The 19,105-nt window shown below is 45.8% G+C and carries 17 protein-coding genes; all 17 read right to left on the bottom strand.

Translation table 11 applies throughout. From position 1 onward, the window contains the following. Positions 1-159 precede the first annotated feature (159 nt). The 17 genes from MKX40_RS03915 to MKX40_RS03835 all read right to left on the bottom strand — a co-directional run bounded on the left by MKX40_RS03915 (position 160) and on the right by MKX40_RS03835 (position 19,017). On the bottom strand, positions 160-1,206 hold the full coding sequence (locus tag MKX40_RS03915; protein WP_339239525.1) for a hypothetical protein: 1,047 nt from the start codon (positions 1,204-1,206) through the stop codon (positions 160-162). Between the two features lie 208 nt (positions 1,207-1,414). Then, positions 1,415-2,368, bottom strand: coding sequence for a class I SAM-dependent methyltransferase (locus MKX40_RS03910; protein ID WP_339239524.1), 954 nt, complete (start codon positions 2,366-2,368; stop codon positions 1,415-1,417). 2 nt (positions 2,369-2,370) lie between these two features. After that, a complete protein-coding gene (locus MKX40_RS03905) occupies positions 2,371-3,258 on the bottom strand; it encodes an FkbM family methyltransferase (protein ID WP_339239523.1) in 888 nt (295 codons plus the stop codon). Between the two features lie 4 nt (positions 3,259-3,262). Continuing rightward, positions 3,263-4,075 (bottom strand): ABC-2 family transporter protein, encoded by an 813-nt coding sequence (locus MKX40_RS03900; RefSeq protein ID WP_253430156.1) that lies wholly within the window; start codon positions 4,073-4,075, stop codon positions 3,263-3,265. Between the two features lie 4 nt (positions 4,076-4,079). After that, on the bottom strand, positions 4,080-4,889 hold the full coding sequence (locus tag MKX40_RS03895) for an ABC-2 family transporter protein (protein WP_253430152.1): 810 nt from the start codon (positions 4,887-4,889) through the stop codon (positions 4,080-4,082). Then, positions 4,867-5,871 carry an ATP-binding cassette domain-containing protein gene (locus tag MKX40_RS03890; RefSeq protein ID WP_339239522.1) on the bottom strand — a complete coding sequence of 335 codons (1,005 nt, stop codon included), beginning with the start codon at positions 5,869-5,871 and terminating at the stop codon, positions 4,867-4,869. Before MKX40_RS03890 ends, MKX40_RS03895 begins: the two co-directional genes overlap by 23 nt. A gap of 32 nt (positions 5,872-5,903) precedes the next feature. Beyond that, complete coding sequence (locus MKX40_RS03885; protein WP_339239521.1) at positions 5,904-7,082, bottom strand: radical SAM protein; 1,179 nt, start codon at positions 7,080-7,082, stop codon at positions 5,904-5,906. Between the two features lie 43 nt (positions 7,083-7,125). Further along, a complete protein-coding gene (locus tag MKX40_RS03880; RefSeq protein ID WP_339239520.1) occupies positions 7,126-8,220 on the bottom strand; it encodes a radical SAM protein in 1,095 nt (364 codons plus the stop codon). Positions 8,221-8,247: 27 nt separating this feature from the next. Next, positions 8,248-9,363 carry a UDP-glucuronosyltransferase gene (locus MKX40_RS03875; protein ID WP_339239519.1) on the bottom strand — a complete coding sequence of 372 codons (1,116 nt, stop codon included), beginning with the start codon at positions 9,361-9,363 and terminating at the stop codon, positions 8,248-8,250. Between the two features lie 44 nt (positions 9,364-9,407). Beyond that, positions 9,408-10,766, bottom strand: a complete 1,359-nt coding sequence (locus MKX40_RS03870; protein WP_339239518.1) for a hypothetical protein — start codon at positions 10,764-10,766, stop codon at positions 9,408-9,410. After that, positions 10,763-11,014: a phosphopantetheine-binding protein gene (locus MKX40_RS03865; RefSeq protein WP_339239517.1), complete on the bottom strand. Its 252-nt coding sequence runs from the start codon at positions 11,012-11,014 to the stop codon at positions 10,763-10,765. Before MKX40_RS03865 ends, MKX40_RS03870 begins: the two co-directional genes overlap by 4 nt. A 13-nt stretch (positions 11,015-11,027) precedes the next feature. Next, complete coding sequence (locus MKX40_RS03860; protein ID WP_339239516.1) at positions 11,028-11,975, bottom strand: NAD-dependent epimerase/dehydratase family protein; 948 nt, start codon at positions 11,973-11,975, stop codon at positions 11,028-11,030. A gap of 368 nt (positions 11,976-12,343) precedes the next feature. Further along, entirely contained in the window at positions 12,344-13,399 is a 1,056-nt protein-coding gene (locus MKX40_RS03855) for a hypothetical protein (protein ID WP_339239515.1), read from the bottom strand. Between the two features lie 48 nt (positions 13,400-13,447). Continuing rightward, the gene (locus MKX40_RS03850; RefSeq protein WP_339239514.1) at positions 13,448-14,941 is read right to left on the bottom strand and encodes a class I adenylate-forming enzyme family protein; all 1,494 of its coding nucleotides are present in this window, start codon (positions 14,939-14,941) and stop codon (positions 13,448-13,450) included. Beyond that, entirely contained in the window at positions 14,938-15,177 is a 240-nt protein-coding gene (locus MKX40_RS03845) for a phosphopantetheine-binding protein (protein ID WP_339239513.1), read from the bottom strand. The genes MKX40_RS03850 and MKX40_RS03845 overlap by 4 nt, the downstream gene beginning before the upstream one ends. A gap of 724 nt (positions 15,178-15,901) precedes the next feature. After that, a complete protein-coding gene (rlmD, locus tag MKX40_RS03840; RefSeq protein WP_339239512.1) occupies positions 15,902-17,647 on the bottom strand; it encodes a 23S rRNA (uracil(1939)-C(5))-methyltransferase RlmD in 1,746 nt (581 codons plus the stop codon). A gap of 488 nt (positions 17,648-18,135) precedes the next feature. Further along, positions 18,136-19,017 carry a diacylglycerol kinase gene (locus MKX40_RS03835; RefSeq protein WP_074093499.1) on the bottom strand — a complete coding sequence of 294 codons (882 nt, stop codon included), beginning with the start codon at positions 19,015-19,017 and terminating at the stop codon, positions 18,136-18,138. Between the last annotated feature and the right edge of the window lie 88 nt (positions 19,018-19,105).

Here is a 19,105-nt window from a genome sequence, read left to right as displayed (position 1 = left end):
TATATAAACCATCGAACAACTCACCACTGAGGGGCTGTATAAGGAATGATAGAAGCAGAGCCACCCATGAAGGGCGGCTCTTTTATTATGCCTTACAGGGCTTGTAAGGGTTTTAGTCTTTCCTGACCAGCCTGTTGATACGGCTCATTTCTAGCAATATTAGATGTGATTATACCTGAAAGCCTTTAACATTAAAAATAATTGATTATTAAAATGTATTTCATTCGTATATATTTTTGTAAATAAACCAATGCACTTGTCTATGATTTCCCCAGTGAACTTTTGGGACATGATGGCTTTATTCGAATAGATCCTTACTGTCTTCCAGTCATGAATAATTTGGTCCAATAACGGGTCAAGCGTATGTTTTGCATTGATATGATCAATGTTGTATTTATAGAGAGTATTTAACCTATATTTCTCAGAACATTTTCTATAAATCGTACTGCTCAGTGTTTCTATAATCGTTTCATTTTTTATAATGAGCTCGTAATTTTCTGCGAGCAACAGTATATTATTCAAACTTTCCGTTATTTCATTTTGATACCTGCACATATTTTCTACGAATGTATTAATGGTTGTGTGTGCTGAATTCTTATTGTTCAAGATCTCATGATTACCGGGTGGCACTAGCGTATATTCCCAAAAGTAGTCTGGCATCTTTACGTGTTCCGAAGTCATGCATGACGATTTAAATTCTGAAAATGGCAGAGCATATTGTCTGTATTCTGTAATATCATCAACCGTATATATTTCCTCGTTCGTCAGATTGAAGCCATAGACAAAAACAGGGTGCAGTCCATGTTTTTGGTTATAGTAAAAGTCTCTCCCACGTTGATAAAATAAATCAATAAATATGGAAATCGGATGACCACTAGAAATGGAGTTTATGATCTCATCTTGTAACGTATCTAGTGCAGGGGATTTTTTACGAATAGATATCCCCATTTCCTCAAGGATCTGATCTCCTTCCTGAAGATCCAACACCTCTAACTTGAAATATCCTCTTGTTTGTATTTTTTGTTTATCAAATCTATAAATAGTAATGACATTATTCAAAATCGGCAACTCATCTTTTTTAAAATATCTGGCAAGCGTTAACAACAAATTGTAGCCGCAATTAAAATAAGGAAAATTATGATGAGGAAACATTTTTGTCATGCCGTCGAAGGGCTGAAAGGTGTCCAGGGAAATAATTTCTTCCATAAAATATTTCTCCTAACCTAGGACGTGTCTTGAAACCTACTGAAGTGCATCTTTTACCGCCTTTTCGCCCCCTGCTACGTCAATTTCCCTTGACGTGCCCCGGCACGCCTGCGGAAAACTTCCTGGCTTGGAACGAAAATTCAGCAAAATCTGCCGCCTTCAGAGTTTTCAGACACGCCCAAAAATTATTGTTGATATCACGGCTATATTATCTCTTAACAAGGTTCATCATACGGTATTGCCGCGTTCCAGCCTTCATCTCTTCATATTTCTTCGAGCCGGGCAATGCGATGAATTCATGGATATCTCCAATATTCGTGCTTGAATTGGCGTTATTCGCAATTCCTTGTGTGCCAGTACGCTGCTTCGCACTCTCATCACATGATAGAAGAACATTCGAAGTCACATCCTGATTGCGGATTACAGACAGGCCTGCTTCCTCTAACAGCCTGACGTTTTGCGCTACCTGATCTCCCAGCATCAGCTCCGTATACAGAAATACGCCGCCAACTCTCAGTATCCGGTACACCTCTTCATAGAATCGTGATCGGTTCGGATAGGCATGTGCGGATTCTATATTTAACACCACATCGAAGCTCTCGTCTGCAAACGGTATATTCTCCGCATCGCCGACGAGATACAAAGATTCACCCAATCGGGATTTGGCATTGCAAAAGGCAATATTCGCCGGGCAGATGTCGAGACCGACAATAAACAGCGGCTTGAAATATTTAGACAGTGCTGCTATATTACCTCCCCTGCCGCATCCGATGTCGATCACCTGCCGCTCCCGAATTGCCGTCCTGCCCACTGTCTCAAGCAGCAGCTTGACCGAGTTTCTATTCCATGCATCGCCCGGCTCGAGCACCGCATGTTGCTCATTCCCGTGCGGTACGTAACCATAATTTAAGAAGGTGGCGAATCGGCCTATACCGGACAGCGCAAGGGAGTCCGAGATCTCGCTATAATCCCGAATTTCAGCCTCTTTCCGGTTCCATTCGGAAGGGTGGACAAACTGCTCACGCTGGTCGAGCATCGATAAGTAACGATCATCGTTCGTATATACCGCATCGCAGCTGCAGCATTGCAGCACTGCCTCCGACTGCTCCAGCTCGCCCTTGCAGCTGGAGCATACCAACCTTTCATGCAGATGCTGTAACATGACTATCGCCCAGCCGACGCATGCTTTTGATTCAACGCGTACACATTATAGTAATTTGGGATATTCAAATCTTCGTAATAATCGATCACGGCATAGAAGCCGTTGGTTTGAAAGATGTTCTCGAGCCTGCTGATCTGCTCTCCGTCCAGTCCGTGTACCTCCATTACAATTTGCCTGATTCTGCCCCAATCTTCCGGCTCTATGCCTTCCAGCACCTCGAACTCACTTTTTTCCACGTCGATTTTGAGCAGATCAATTTGGTTCAGATCGTAAAAGCGGATCATTTCAGAGATCGTAGTTAGCTGGCAACGATAGATTTGTTCATTCAGAAGCTTCGGCGACATAAGATGATCGACAAAGCGGTTTAGCATTCGCGGGTCAGCGAAATTATCTTCGTAATGGTTGATTAACCCGTATCGGAGATCTTGATCGTGGTTCTCCCTGTATTTGATCTGGACAGAGTCCGTGGACATCGTAGGAAAATAGGCAAACTCCGCTTCCTTGATCTCATTGGAAAGCCCGACATTAACCGTCGTTACGCGAGGCAGCGAACTCGTATTCATCTTCAAGAGATTAAAAGTCGGCGGCAGTGGCTCAAAAGCATATACCCTGCAGTCGCTCTTGCTGCTGACATATAGGCTGAACATGCCGATATTAGCCCCAACGTCCATGACCGTGCCTTGATCCGGGAGTGTAATACCGTGCTTGAAATACATCTCCTTGTGAAAAATCTCGTTGTAGAGGAACTCGGTCTCACCTTCGTTGTTTTGATAGATTTCGATCCCGTTGTGCAGCCGTTTCTTTTCGATAGCCTTTGTCTGCAACGGATGGCTCTCATGCTCCGTCCTGCTCATTCGATTCACCTTCTCAACAATTTGTTTTTTGGGCATTTCTCTAACTGCTGGCGCTTTCATAGCGTTTGACGGCCAGCTTCCAGAACAGCCTGACCACTATAAGCGATATAACGGGAGCAACAAAAATCCATATCCCAAGGAACAAGTCCAATCGATCGATCAAATAAACCGACGGCATGTTGGTGATGAACAAGATCGGCACAACATACAGCCCTATTCTCCGCAGCCATTTGGGGTATATGTACATCGGCATATTGTTTAAATCCCAACATTTGTCGAGTATTTCGAAGATCGAACCGGACTTCACCGTCCAGAAGGCAAGAATTTGCGGAAGTAGAAGCACCGAATAGGTCACGATCGTGCTACTCAAGATCACGCCGATATATCCGGCCACGTGGATAAAGCTTGGCTCGATGTCAAGACGCCGCCAAGCCAGTACGATCATCGTGATCCCGGCGATCAGGTTCGGGATCGGAAACGCGAAGTTAACGTGCCGAAATGAAATCATGAACTGCAGCGAAAGCGGCTTCGTCATATACAAGTCCAGCGTCCCGTTGCGGATGTGGCCGGCGAATCTATAAAAGTTATCCATAAACAGTCCTGTATAGATCGCGATCATAATCGTATAGGTCCCGGTGAAGATCATCATCTGGTCCGGAGAAATGCCATTGATTTCGATCCCGAGCTGGAAAACGAACAAGATATAGATCAGCTTGGAAAACAGAAATACAGTCTCCATGATCAAACCGGAGTAGAAATTCGCTTTGTATTCCATGTAACCGACCAAGCTGTTCTTTGCGAAAATAAAGAACATACGTACATGCTTCCGAAACTCCGTCAAGCTGATACTCACAGATCTAACCTCCAACGGCTACATATTTCCTCATCCCGGAATCCCACGACAACTTCGAAATTATCATAAGCGCAATTACCCAGACCACCTGTAAGAGAAGCCCGCGCACGATTTCATGAATCGCCATGCTCCCATTGATGATGTTAACCGGGAAGAATACGACATATTGAAACGGTAAGTAGCTGGAGATTCTGGCAAACGTATCTCCGAAAATATTAAGCGGAAAGATGGCACCACTGAGCAGATAGACGCCTTGGTTGAACGCGATATAAACGCCCCAAACCTCGGTAATGATGAACGCGAGAGCACTAATCGAATAAAAAAGCAGGAAGTTGATGAGCAGTCCGAACAGAATGCTGACCAGGAACATAACGATCTGCACCCCTCTAAGGTGAAACCCCCAAATCTGAGTAAAAACGATCATCAGTATGACGAATAAGACAAGGACGACCCCGATCTGAACCGTTTTCCCACCGAAAAAATTGCATATCCGATAGCTGAAATAATGAATGGGCTGAGCGATAAATTTGCTCAGTCCACCCGTCTTGATATCATTCGCGATTTCCCCTTCGAAGCCGGCAGAAACCAGCTTGGAGACAACGCCAGACAACACGGAATAAATGATGATCTGTGAATACGTATAGCCGTTAATAATCTCTTGCGGCGAACTGCGAAACACGGCCGTCCAGAGGAAGCATTGGACGAGAATGATGAAGCCGCCGCTGATAATACTCATAAAGAAATCGGTCCGATACTCCATCGCATTCTGAAGTGCAAGAATGTACGTCCTTTTATACTTCTGCAAGGCTTTCATGTTTGACCCCATCTTTCTGATACAAGCTTTCGATGCCTCGCTCGACAGGTATATCTTCCACTGTGAAATCGAGGATCGGGAACCGGTCCAGCATCATCTTGGAAAGCCGCTGGAGGTCATGCTTATCGATCTCCATGACCGCATTCATGCCGTCATGTTCCATAATAGCGCCATAGTCGCTTAGCGCCTGCCTCGGCACTTCGTCCGTAAATTGCAGCTTGATGATCTTTTTTGCATGAAACAATTCGTTCACACGCCGAAGATCGCCATCGTATACGATCTTCCCTTGATTGATGATGATCGTGCGTTTGCATAAATCCTCAATATCCGCCATGTAGTGGCTTGTCAGAATGACCGTTGCTTTCGTCTGCTGGTTATAATACTTCAGGAACTCCCGAATGCGCTTCTGCGAAATCAGATCGAGTCCGATTGTAGGCTCATCCAGGAAAATCACCTTAGGCCGGTGGATGAGCGACGCAATTAGCTCCATCTTCATCCGTTCCCCCAGCGAAAGCCTGCGCACCTGAATATTGAGCAGATCTTTAACACCAAGCATCTCCGTAAGCTCATCCAGGACAAGGTTGTAGGGCTTATCCTCGACCTCATAAATGCATTTGTTCAGGTACAACGATTCGTTCGCCGGTAAATCCCACCACAACTGCGATTTCTGCCCCATCACGATCGAGAACTGCATCTTGAATTCTTTTTTTCGCTCCCAAGGGATATAGCCTAATACCGTCGCTTGCCCGCTTGTCGGATACAAGATGCCGGACAGCATCTTAAGCGTAGTCGTTTTGCCGGAACCGTTCGGGCCTAAGAACCCGACCATCTCGCCTTGCTCGATGACAAGTGATATTTCGCTAACCGCTTCTTTGATCAGTGATTTCCGCTTCACTAAATTTTTCAGCGATTTTTTGAACCCCAATTCTTTTTCGTAGTAATTGAAGCTTTTGGATAAGCGTTCCACTTGGATAATGCTCACTGATTCACCTCATTTATGCTCATGTAGAATAGTTAAACACCGTGCAAATGCAAGACACTGCACTTGGAACATGCCGGTGTCAGTCGTTCATCCATCATTTCCCTTATCCTTCTGTAGGTCATGCCGTGCCATAATTCCTGTACGGACGCTTCATTTAAATTGCCGATCTCGAACTCCTTGAAAAATTTGCACGCAACAATCGTTCCATCGGGCGTAATGTCCATCCGGTTCGAGAGAGCCAGGCACTTCTTGTTCATCGTGCCTTTACTCCTCACCTCTTTGCCGAGCACGAAATCTTCGATCTGGTCATAATCCAGATTCGGCTGGTAGCGTAAACGCATTTTCCAGACCCGATTATTCACCCGGTCCAACTCGCTCATCAAAGCAGGGATACGCTCCGGATCGAGCTTGTAGTTAAAGGCGTGCCAGCTTCGTTCGCCCTTGTGCTCGCTCGCCGGAAGAAAGTCGAACTTCTGGTCAAAGTAATCGTCCATTCCCTGCGTGCATTCGTCCGAGATGTACCACGGGAAGCAGACCATGACCATATCTACACCGACGCCCTCCAGAAAGTCCAACAAATCATACAGCTTGTCGGTCATAGCATCGTTAACGACAGTATGGATCGTAATTTTGCCCCTGAATTGGTTTTCCTTACGCAGCTCGACTAGCATCCGAATAGCATCGATCGCCTTGTTAAATACCCCTTTGCCGCGAAGCGCATCATTCTCTTCTTCGAATCCATCAAGTGCAATGAGCAGCTCCAGGTTGTCGGAGATTCTCAGCAAGGTGTCCAGCTTTCGCTCGATCAGCATCGCGTTCGTACAGATCGTCGTCTCGCGAGGATGGGCTTCAAGCAAATCGGCCAAACGGTCGAAATGGCTGTATACGAGCGGCTCGCCGCCCCAGATATAGAGTCTCGACTTGGCTGGTTCCGTCTCAAGGATCAGCTTCTCCAGCAGCCCGTAGTCGAGCTGCTCCCGCTGCTGCTCCGGTGTCATAAAGTGATGGTAGCCAGTGTCGTTCCATTGATAGCAATGCTTGCAGCGCAAGTTGCATTGGTTCGTCAGTTTAATCCCGACCGACTCTGGCAGCGGTGTCGCGTAACCCGCTATTTTCTCCATGTTCCGCTTGGTTTCCACCGTATTCTTGATCGTACGTTTCAATATTTGCAAATCCTTTGGGGAACGTTTAATCTCTGATTTCGGATTCATATCAACACCACCCCTCTTAAACCTATTAGGTCATTCACATGAATCAATAGATATAATACCTTGAACAAGCCGTGCAGATCGGAAGCATATTTTTTTTCATATACGCGCGATAATCTTTGTACTTGTCACTACTCCAGATATCCATCAAGCTCTCTTCGTTCACGTTGCCAAAGGTCAAATCATAGAAGGCATGGCAGGGCGAAACGTCGCCCCTTGCTGTAATCTCTGCATAAACCCATGGAAGGGAGCAGCGATTTCGTTTATCAGCCATCTGATGGAATTGCCCCGAGAAATAGTTGCTCAAATTTTGCTCATCTATCGTTTTCGGATAGGTGATCACATGAATACTGTTTTTCAAGCAGTACGCTTTAACATTATTGAGCTGTCTCGTCAATTCCGGAATATCGATCTGGCTGAACGAACTGGTGTCCCGCCACACCATCCCCTTGGCATAAGGAGCTTCATGCACGTCGAATTTGTCACTAAGAACCTCCACATATTGGGCATATTGCTCTTCCGTTGCGTAGAGCTGCACTTCCATACTGATATGGTCCAACATCGACAAGTCGATATGCTTAAAGAAAAATTCCTCAACGTACATATAGTTCAAGGGCGTAATGATAAAGGATACACCCATTTTCGGAAATTGCTTGCCCTTGCTTTCCCGAAGCTCATAAAGCTTCTCGATCCCCTTGATTACTTTCTTGAATACGCCTTTGCCTCTCTGCTTATCGTTGATTTCCTCAGGGCCGTCGAGAGACATCCAGATCTTATTTGGAGCAGTCTCGACAAGCATCTCGGCATGCTGCTCAAGCAATGTGCCGTTCGTGGGAAAATCTGCTTTACTTCCATAGTGATTGATCATGGCGAGAATGTCGCCCAGCCAAGGGTACATCAGTGGCTCGCCACCGAAGAAATCGTAATATGGCTTGCCCGGGCTGCACTCGACGATGATCTTTTTAATGAGATCCGGATCCAGATGCGCTAACGTTTTTTTGCTTTTGTAGGGCCCTTCGAGTCCCCACTCATAGCACATCTTGCATCGTAAATTACACTCCTCCAACAGCTGCATGACGATCCATCTCGGATAGCTTGTCATTGTCTTATCTTGGACGACACTCAATTTGTTTACGCTCATCGCATAACCCCTTTTGCCATTGAAATGTTACCCCTTCGTTAACGCGACTCTCGCACAATAATGATCCACATAATTCGTTCGTTCTCCGGGTCTGTTCATGAGCGCTTGATGCATCTCCTTAAGGACCTCTACGGAAAAATCCATCTCCTTCCACTTCTCGTAGCGGATTCCGAACCCCAGAGACTCCCACAATTCCAAATTGCTAAGCTCGTGACTTCCGAACGGCTCCAGCAAAATAAGAGGGGTACCGGATGCAAGCGAGTCGATTAATGTGCCCGCTCCCGGCTTGGCCACGATAGCCATCGCCTCCGAAGCGATATCGAATAACCAATGATGATCAACCTCAGCGGCGTATGACTTCGTGCCTTCTCCCGTTATTTCGATGTATGGCGGAAACTCGTGCAGGCCGTTCGCACTCTTCACCCATGCACACCATTCCGGATCATTCATCCAATATCGGTGATCGGGATCGGGCTTCGCTTCCTTCCAATCGTAAGCTACGATATCAAGCCCGTAGTTATGGCCGGCAAGCTCTGGAATTGTACTTTGATAAGTGCCCATCCCCCAGCCGCCGCCATGAACAACAAGCCGCTGCTTCCTTGAGTTGAAGGGCAGTGGCGTACGATGAAGAACCGGGATTTCGCATCGAATCTCCATCTTGTCGGTGTCATAGAGACAAGCATTGTAATAATACTCGTCATAGTGAGGATGAAACTTCTTCAAGCTCTTCCAGGACGGGGCCAGATCTGAATCGACGTAGAGCAGGTCTACATGAATTCGATTCGGCAGCATCTTCTCCCTATACAAATCCAGAATATAGATCCAGTGTCCGGATAGCGATATGAATTCGTATCGGTCTTCCGCTTTCCACGCCTCCAGCAACAGCTCGACCTGGGCATAATCAATGCTGCCCCGGATATCCATCGGCATTCGGGCCGATAGATTGGCAAGTGCGAAATTATTGTGATAAGCCTTTCTGCTGTCTACAATATGATCCATCTTGTCTTGCTCCAAATAGCTTTCGAACACGAGCACTTCCGTCGCGATCTCCCTTTTCTCGAAATCACTTGCAGCTAACAGACCGGGAATATAGAAACCCAGACCGAAACCCGAGCATAGAATCGTCACTTTCCGCTTACCCATAAAATTTCTTCCTCCATTCATGGCTTCAAGCGCTTCGGACTGCATCAGCGGGCGATCTTGAAGGATAACGACGACAGCACCTCCTTAACCTTAGCGATCAATCGTTCGTTATCCCATTCCCCTTCAATCAACGAATAATATAATCTGCCTTTCACCTGCTTATTCCGGATCCCCTTGCACTCATTGACGACTTTGTTAATAAGGAGCGTATTCGCGCTTAACGGTAAAATACCGAATCCTCGATCAGGCTTATATAGAACACCCTCGCGGTCCAGCGATTCAAGCAATTGATCGAATGATACATCGCATGCAAACTGTAAAGTCGCATGCGTCATGCTCCCGGCCGTGTCGTGCTTCTTCAGGTAGCGGTCAACGTAATGCTTGATCAGACTCATCGATTTTCTGGCATTCACCTCAACAATCGGAACGATGCGGCCGTCTGTCAACAGCATGGAATCTACGCATACGTCGCCGTGATAACCCGAACGATAAAGCTCGCGAGCCGCCCGTTTCATTACATCAAAATACTTCGCTTCCTGCAGCATATGAAGCAACCTATCGTCTGCTGTATAGGAGCCTTGGTAAGCGAAATTGTGATTGACCAACTGCTGCACTGAGATATGTCGGTAAGTACCGTCCGGATCGATGTGGAATTGGCAAGAAAAATCCAATTCCTTGCGGAGGAACGGCTCAAGAATAAACCGAACCGTTTTTCCCTTGCTACACTGATCGGCGACATAGGATGTGACTCGCCGCAAAATCGCTTCCGACTCGATCAACAAATTCCCTTTCCCCGATACCCCAAACTCATCTTTGATCAGGAAGGGTCCTTGATTCAGCAAAGTCAAGCCGCTTGCCCGCAGCTCTTCGGGAGAATAGACCGTCTGGCTGTCACACTGAAGATCAAGGCGACGGTTCAATTCGGTTGAATACAGCTTCGAATTGACAGTCTGAACCGTTTCGATAGCTGGAAAATCCTGTTCCAACCCGTAACGCGCTGCAGTACGATCCGCCCCCGGAATGATTGCAAAGGGCGACAACCGGGCGCCATCCAGCAAGTAGAGATCCATGTCCCCCATTCGATCGGCTGATGTGAGCAGGTCGAAGATATTGGCGGTTCTGCCTGCGCTTCCTACATCAGGACTCTCGAGATCGGTTGAATTGGAAAGAAATTTAAATCCGATCTCATGCAAATACTCTTTATGGCAAATGTTCATTCGATAGCGAGTAATGAGCCTATCCTGCGCCTCGCAAAATGGGAAGAGCAGCTCATCCATGGCCATCACGATATTCTCCATTTCAGGATCGTGAAACGAAGGCAGTTTGGCTAGATTAGGGTCGCGCCAGAAGCGTTCCGCATCAAATGTCCCGATAATGAGCTCGAACTTGCGTCTATCGTTCATACAGGCGCTGTCTTCTGTAGCTCCGAGATATAATTGCAGAAGGTCGTTACCGACTCCATAAGATCGAAGTCGAATTGTTCAAAATCGATCTCAATACCGAAACGCTCTTCCACATTTAATACAAAAGTAATTAGCTGTAGGGAGTCCAATCCCCCGTCTTCCATGATGTTGGAATGCTCGTTCAAACGGTTTGCCAGCTCAGCGTCTTCCTTGATTTCGCTTATCATCGCTATGATCTGTTCTTGCATAGGTACCTCCCGTTTAATGGATATATTGACCCTGGTAATAATGGATCGTTTTAGCGAGTGCATCATGTAAACTGATCGCCGGTTCCCAGTTCATAATCGTCCTTGAAATGGTAATATCCGGCTTCCTTCTCCTTGGATCGTCTTCCGGCAGCGGGAGAAACTCTAACTGCGCGTTGGACTTCATTAACTCCTTCAATATTTGGGCGACTTCAAGTATGGTGACTTCCTCCGGATTCCCCAAATTGATTGGCTGTTCATACGTGGTGCTCATCAGTCTCACAATCCCTTCCAGCAAATCGTCGATATACTGAAAGCTTCTCGTCTGTCTGCCGTCGCCATAAATCGTAAGGTTTTGCTTGGACATGATTTCATTAATGAAATTGGTAATGACGCGTCCGTCATGTAGATCCATCTTCGGGCCGAATGTATTGAAGATCCGAATGACCCTTACCGGTATACCGTATTTCCTGTTCATCCAGTAGGTGATCGCCTCTGCATAGCGCTTCGCTTCGTTGTAGCAGCTTCTTGCTCCAATCGAATTCACGTTGCCATAGTAGCTCTCCGGCTGAGGGTGAACAGTTGGGTTACCGTAGATCTCGCTTGTTGAAGCCAAGAAGAAGGCAGCCTGCTTTTCTTTGGCCAGATACAGCAGATGCATAGTCCCTTCGCTGTTGACCCTCATCGTTTCGATCGGATAGGACAAATATTTAGGCGGACTGGCAGGGCTTGCAAAATGCATCACCCAATCGACAGGGCCTTCAATTGCGAGCGGATAAATGACGTCATGCTCGATAAACTTGAAATTTGGCGACCGTAAGAGATTGTCTATGTTGACAGTAGACCCGGTCAGAAAATTATCGACGCCGATAACGGAATGGCCTTCCCGCAGCAGCCTCTCGGCAAGGTTGGAACCGATGAAACCTGCAACTCCTGTTAATACAATGAATATTATGATCCCCACCCTTGCTTAAGGTTTGTGAAACCACTATTAATTCAATCGAACAGGTATAATGCTATGCATGAATCACAAGATGTCGGGTCAAATAAAAGGAGAGATTCTTGAGGTGAGCTGATTCGCTGTGGTTGTGCCGGAAAAAAGCGCTTGAAGCAATGCGGATCGTTGAAAGCCAAGAAGGCGATAGGCTGTCAGCAAACGGAATCGTTAAGACAAGAGCAACGTTCGGCTTACTCCATACGCTGTATCGCAACGATTATAATCCCGGCATCACTCCCTCCATAAATATGCCCGGATCACCACGGGCTTCGGGCTAAGTTCTATTCGGGTGCAAGAAGAGATATCCAAAACTGAGATCATCTGCTCCCTCAACATTACTGAATGTCTACCTTCTTCAACCATCGTTCAAAGAATATGGATTCTTCATTTTCTATATTCGTAATCAGCGTTTGTAAACTTTCGGAAATACTCATATCCTTTGTCAAATTATATTTAATCGCTAGATTCACAAGGATTTTTGCTTTAATTTCAATAGCTGTGAATTCATCTATATGCTCTTGATTTAATTCAATTAAATGCTGATTATCGTACAAGTACTTGAATCTTAGCGTCATTATCTTCTTATGATCATAAAGTAAATGAAAGGGCCTTATATCAAGCATAGCCTTATGTTCCGATGTCTCTTTCGCATAATTAAATAGAGTTGTGTATATTTGCATGCCGAAGTCAAGATTTTGCCTGTCGCCCCCGTAGTTAAACATCTCCCAATACTCCGGCGTTTTCTTAGTGAAATAATTTCTTATCGAATTCACTAGGGTATCTGCACTGAATTTATCCTGATAATGATCATTGAATGTATACAGGTAAACCATTTCTCTCAGATAATCATGATTCGTTGTTAGATGATTCTTGTCGAACGCAAGATTGAAATCAGTAAATGATATCTCAGCCTGACTATACACCCCGTTCTTAAAAAAATCGGAAACATACAATATCTCTCTATCCAAATCATAGCCGTAAACAAATATGTCATGATGCAATTGAAGTTTATTGTAGCGATCGCTTAAGGGCACGTAGAAATAATTGATCATGGTATGGACATAGTTATTGGCATTAATATTTTCTACAATAAAATGAATAACAGAGTCCCATTTCGTTGTTACAGTATCTCTATGTAGCTTTTGAGTAGTAATCCATTTGCACGCATCCGAAGGTCGCAGCTCATAAGTCAGAGGGAAATAAAAATCTCCCCAATGGTGTTTATAATCTTTGTTAATAAATAATTGAATATAATTGCTATATATCCATGGGTGTGCGCACTCGTAATGGGTAAGGATCGACAAGAGATGAGCATGTTGCGTATAGGTTGTAATCATCGGATAACTGACCGGCAATATTTTTCTGCCCAATGTTTGAGTTGAATTCTTCAACCTTCGTTCACCCCTGGTTATTTGGTTAAATGGCTTAAGGATTCCGAATCAGTATATCTCATTTAGCAATAAGCGCTTCGTACTTGCCCTGTCCAGTTTTCCTGTCTTTGTTTTTGGAATGTTATCTACAATCCTCCATTGTCTAGGCACTTTATACGATGACAAATGCAATTTGCAATGTCGTGTCAGTGCATCTATATCAACCAGGCAATCATTAAAGACTTTCAGAAATGCGATGGGCACTTCACCTAACAAATTATCGTGTACACCAACAACCATGACCTCCTCCACTTCTTTCAAGCCGTACAAAAATTCCTCGATTTCTTCCGGATAGATATTGATACCGCCGGATATAATGATATTCTTCTTTCGGCCTGTGAGTATAAGACATCCTGATTCATTCCAATATCCCAAATCTCCTGTCTTCAACCAGCCCTCAACAATGGTAGCGTTCGTTAGCTCCGGGTTTTTGTAATAACCGAGCATCACATTCGGGCCCTTGACCCAAATTTCTCCGATAGCTGCTCCTTCAACCTCATTCTCTTCTTCGTCGACAAGACGAATAGAAACGTCATTTATGGGTGATCCACAGGATAAGCTGCGCTCTCCCCGTTCCATCATGCTCACCCGCGGAGAAGCTTCGGTCAATCCATAGGTTTGAATAATGTCCGAGTGAGGAAATACAGTCTGAAGATGGTCTACTAATTTCGCGGGAATCGCCGCACCGCTAATTACAATAAATTCAATTGAATCAAAGGCACTCCAGTTCTTTGTCTGATGGAAATCGGAAACAAAGTGCATCAATTGCGTAGGCACCGCTGAGAATGCCGTGACCGCCTTATTCTGAAACAGTTTAAACGCTGTGCGCGGCAGCAAAGGCAAGCTGATAAGTTTAATTCGGGTTCCATATAACATGCAAGAAATCAATTGCGTGACAATCGTAGAACTGAAATGAACGGGCATCGTTACAAGAAACGAATCTTGATCCGTATACCCCACCTTTCCGCCATGTGCCAACGCATTCGTTAATACATTCCAATGGGATAACATAACGATTTTAGATTTTCCGGTTGTGCCTGATGTAGGAAGGAGAATCGCACATTGATTGGGATTGGACTGATTGGTTAACGAGATCAATTCGAACGCAGGCATTGGTTCTTGCGATAAATCCTGAGCGGTAACCCAAGGAATGTCGCAATTTAAATGCGCAGGCTGTGCAGATTTGCTGATAACCAATTTGGCGTCACTGGCATTTAAAATATTTTCAATTTCAGTATTGGATGCCGAATAAGGAACCGGTACTAACACAAAACCGCAGAATTGAATGCCAAGCGCCGCAAAAATGAACAAGGGCTCATTATTTGTGTATAATGCAAGATGACTTCCGGACTCAAGCTCAAAATTCTTGTGGATGTATAAAGCAATCAAATAAGCTTCTGTCATCACCTCTGCGTAAGTCCATTGCTGCTTTAGATCTTCAAGGATAATATGATCTTGGCGATCAGAGGCCTCCAGAAATAGACGCTGAATGATAGTCATCATAGCGTTTTCTCAGTCAAATAATTAAGGATTAATCCAGCCGTGGAGAACTTCTCAAATAACAGATCTTCATCAGGGATCGAGATGTTAAACTTCGATTCCACTAAAACAATAAGCTTGATGAAGCCTACTGAATCGATCCCTTGTTCCAACAAACGGGTATCGTGGTCATCCGAATACTCGATGTCCAGCTCAGCAAAAATTTCATCTCTCAAGATAGATTCTATTGATTTAGACATCATATTCCCCCGTTAGATAATCTTTAGAAAGGCTGATTAAAGAGGATAGTATACGTGATGAGCAAGTGAAAGTAATTGTGCAGAAGAATGAGTCCATAATGATGGACAAGGTGAATTTGCACTGAAAGAGTTGTTTGCATAGTTGTATGCAGAGATTCTGCAATTCATGCTGGAGGCGGAGTATGACACGATGCAGGACATAAAAAGCTTGATGCGAAGAGTACAACGACGGAAATACTTGAGGGTTCCTTCGTCAACATCGCAAAGCCTAAAGAAAAAAGCATTTTCCCAAGCAATGAAGCGTTGCTGAAAATGCTCTACAAAACTACGATGAATACGATGAATGTCACTCGTAAATGGACAGTGCGTGTACATAACCGGGACTAAGTACACCATCAAATCTCCATTTTCTTCCTCGGCGGAATTGAACTATATTGCGTAAAGTTTTGCTTGGTAGCGTTTACACTAGTAGTTTTACAGCACCAAGCGCCTGATATATTAAATATAATTACATATATGCCAATTGTCAACAGTTTCGAAAAGCCTGTTGATGCCCTCTGAAATTCCATTGTCATCTGGCTGTTCCTAGTATTACAGGTACAAAAAAAGACACGGAAGAACAACTCCGTGCCTATATAAAGCAAGACGGTTCAATCAAAGCCATACATTACATATTTCCAATCCTCAATCAATAAGGAAGTTGGAACAACGTGAGGCGTAGGAATTAGTCCTGCCCCTTCCATTTGAGCATCGCCACCGACTCCACATGCACCGTGTGTGGGAACATATCCACTGGCGTTACCTCAACCGTGCGATACCCGCCATCCTCCAGCACACGTAGATCACGTGCCAGCGTGCTCGGATTACAACTGACGTACACCACGCGCTCCGGCTTCATCTCAAGGATTGTATCCAGCAAACGTGGATCGCAGCCCTTACGCGGCGGATCGACAACGATGACATCAGCTTCGATGCCTTGTTCTTTCCAGCGTGGAATAACGTCCTCGGATGCGCCAACTTCAAACTTCACGTTACGCATCTCGTTCAAGAGTGCATTGCTGCGAGCATCCTCAATCGCTTCAGGTACAATCTCTACCCCGTACACTTGATCCGCATGTTGTGCGAGGAAAAGAGAAATCGTTCCAATGCCACAATAGGCATCAATTACCGTCTCTTTGCCGCTCAGTCCGGCATATTCTACCGTCTTCCCATACAGTACTTCCGTCTGCACCGGATTCACCTGATAGAACGAACGCGCCGAGATCGCAAACTGCACATCGCCAATAAAGTCATAGATTACATCACGGCCCCACAGTACTCGGGTCTCATCGCCAAAGATAACGTTGGTCTGTTTTTTGTTCACGTTCTGGCAGATGCTCGCGACATGCGGAATCGCTTCACGGATACTGCCAATCCATTCGTCTTTGTACGGAATATCTCGACCATTGGTAACCAGTACAAGCATCATCTCGCCTGTACGGAACGCCTTCTTCACAACCACATGGCGCAGCAGGCCGCGACCTGTCTCTTCGTTATATGCACTGATTCCAAAATGACTGCCGATCTCTTTCACCTTCGCAACGACTTCATCATTGTGCTCATGCTGAATAAGACAGCTCTCCATATCGATGATCCGATGGCTTCCTTTGGCATAAAATCCTCCTACCAGGCCACCCTCGGTCACACCAATTGGCACCTGTGCCTTATTCCGATAGCGCCATGGCTCGTCCATACCCATCGTAGGCAGTACACGAATGCCCTGCTCCGTATCTTCTCCGTTCATGACACCTTCAAGGCGAAGTCGAATACGATTGCTGCCGATCATTTGCACTTCAGAAGTAGCCGGTTCAGTTGTCTGATTCGCATCACCAACTGAAGCGTCATCCTGCACGTTGGATCCCAACGTCTCCGCATCCTCCACCATCACGTTCAACTTGCCAATCCGCTGCAAATTATCTACGACCAACTGGCGTTTCCACGCAAGCTGTCCGGCATAGCTCATATGCTGGATCTGGCAGCCTCCGCACTGATCATAGATCGGGCAAGGCGCGGACACACGATCCGGGCTGGCGTTCACGATCTCCAGTAACTTGGCGTAGCCATACTGCTTCTTGGTTTTCATCACGCGCACGCGCACAGTTTCACTGGGAAGCGCACCCTGCACAAAGAGCGTGTATCCATTCGCACGACCTACGCCCTCACCTTCATGGTTCATACCAATGATGTCGATGACGGTCTCTTCATTTTTGCTAACGGGCAGCCCTTCGATTGGTGCAGATTCACGCGCTCTCCCCTTTGGACGAACGGCAGAAAGAGATGCGCCTTGTGGCCGCACCTCTTTTCCTTGCTGACGTGATGATGGACGAGATGATTGACTTGGCTGACGGGACGCTGAAGCGTTCCCTTGCCCCTGAGAGGCAGCCGAATTCCGGCGGTTTTTTCCACGACCGCTGCGGTTCGTATTAGACAACGTACATTCACTTCTTTCTTCTTATATAGTACCCTGCCTGTGCAGGCGAGGGAAAAATCTCATTTTTCATTTTGTTCCTGATTCTAACGAATCTGGCATACCTTATTCACATCAAAAATAACGTTCCGAATTTCTAATGAACTTCAGAAACGTTATATCAACCTCGGATGGTCTTTTACGACCTTATTAGATCATTTTCTCCAAAATAACGACGTTGAGATTCGTTTGATTCGCAGCTTCGGCGATTTCGCCACTTTTAAGGCTTTCTGAGTTCGTTAAGCTCACCTCACGGTGACCACATGAGATTATACGCGATCCCACCGTACACAGCAACTGGAAAATCCAATTCCATCTCGCCTTACCGCAGAGCTGAATCCAACTCTCCTCAACAGTTATGCGATACTGTGCAAACACCGCTGCAGCATTGCTTTTCTGAGGCGATCAACGTTGCTTTTCTCAAGCCCCACGTTGCCCCAGCACCCACATTTTTAACGATACAATTGCAGATGATGCTTGAGGTTCGTAAATGTGGCTGGCAGCGTGCCGCCCAACTCTCCATCGAGGTTCAGTTGCACATAGCCTGGCGACGTAACTTCCATATGACTTGTCTGGAAATGAACCACTTTCTTATCGTTCAGATGCTCCCCACGCAGCGCGAGCGTGACGAGGCGGATCATATCAGCCAGATTACATTTGCGGACACCGATCACATCGAACAGACCATCGTCAATGGTTGCACCTGGAGCCAACTTCTCGAAGCCCCCGACCGAATTGGTATTGGCGATGAGGAATAACATGAATTCATCATGAATCTCTTCCTGACCGTCGGCGCGAATAATCAGCTCCTGAGGAGACAGGCTCGCCATTTTCTCAATACCCTTCATATAATAGGCCAGTTGCCCAATCATCGTTTTCAGACGACTCGGTACTTCATAGGTCAGTTCAGTTAATGATCCGCCACCGGCGATGTTGATAAAATATTTATCATTCGCTTTGCCCAGATCGAGCGGACGAAGCTGCTGGTTAATGACCAGATCCACGTAATCTTCCCACTGTCTCGGAATGCCGAGTGCACGCGCAAAATCATTCGTTGTTCCCAAAGGAAACACACCCAGCGGAGGACGGTTCTCCCGCTCGGCCATACCGTTGATGACTTCGTACAACGTACCATCGCCACCAGCAGCAATAATCATGTCATAGCCGCGTTCAATCGCGAGTTCAGCTTCGCGGGTTGCATCACCTTCACCTGTTGTTGCATGACATGAAGCTTCAATACCACCTTGATCCAAACGCTGCAAAATATCAGCCAGACGTTTCTTCATTTCTTCCCGGCCTGAGGTCGGATTATATATTAAGCGAGCTTTTTTCATCTCATACGCCACCTATTCCACATTATCCATGAGTCTATACGACCTCATAATCTTACCTTGCATCAGTCCACAAAAGGGCAAAATTTTA

It is taken from the genome of Paenibacillus sp. FSL R5-0517 (genome assembly GCF_037974355.1).
In the GTDB taxonomy this organism is placed as follows: Bacteria; Bacillota; Bacilli; order Paenibacillales; family Paenibacillaceae; genus Paenibacillus.
This window is presented reverse-complemented; position numbering and strand designations above follow the sequence as displayed.

Coding starts and splice junctions, on each gene's coding strand:
- MKX40_RS03885 (WP_339239521.1), bottom strand. CDS start 7,082: ATGAATCCGAAATCAGAGATTAAACGTTCCCCAAAGGATTTGCAAATA.
- MKX40_RS03870 (WP_339239518.1), bottom strand. CDS start 10,766: ATGAACGATAGACGCAAGTTCGAGCTCATTATCGGGACATTTGATGCG.
- MKX40_RS03905 (WP_339239523.1), bottom strand. CDS start 3,258: ATGCCCAAAAAACAAATTGTTGAGAAGGTGAATCGAATGAGCAGGACG.
- MKX40_RS03845 (WP_339239513.1), bottom strand. CDS start 15,177: ATGTCTAAATCAATAGAATCTATCTTGAGAGATGAAATTTTTGCTGAG.
- MKX40_RS03895 (WP_253430152.1), bottom strand. CDS start 4,889: ATGAAAGCCTTGCAGAAGTATAAAAGGACGTACATTCTTGCACTTCAG.
- MKX40_RS03875 (WP_339239519.1), bottom strand. CDS start 9,363: ATGGGTAAGCGGAAAGTGACGATTCTATGCTCGGGTTTCGGTCTGGGT.
- MKX40_RS03865 (WP_339239517.1), bottom strand. CDS start 11,014: ATGCAAGAACAGATCATAGCGATGATAAGCGAAATCAAGGAAGACGCT.
- MKX40_RS03915 (WP_339239525.1), bottom strand. CDS start 1,206: ATGGAAGAAATTATTTCCCTGGACACCTTTCAGCCCTTCGACGGCATG.
- MKX40_RS03910 (WP_339239524.1), bottom strand. CDS start 2,368: ATGTTACAGCATCTGCATGAAAGGTTGGTATGCTCCAGCTGCAAGGGC.
- MKX40_RS03835 (WP_074093499.1), bottom strand. CDS start 19,017: ATGAAAAAAGCTCGCTTAATATATAATCCGACCTCAGGCCGGGAAGAA.
- MKX40_RS03880 (WP_339239520.1), bottom strand. CDS start 8,220: ATGAGCGTAAACAAATTGAGTGTCGTCCAAGATAAGACAATGACAAGC.
- MKX40_RS03850 (WP_339239514.1), bottom strand. CDS start 14,941: ATGATGACTATCATTCAGCGTCTATTTCTGGAGGCCTCTGATCGCCAA.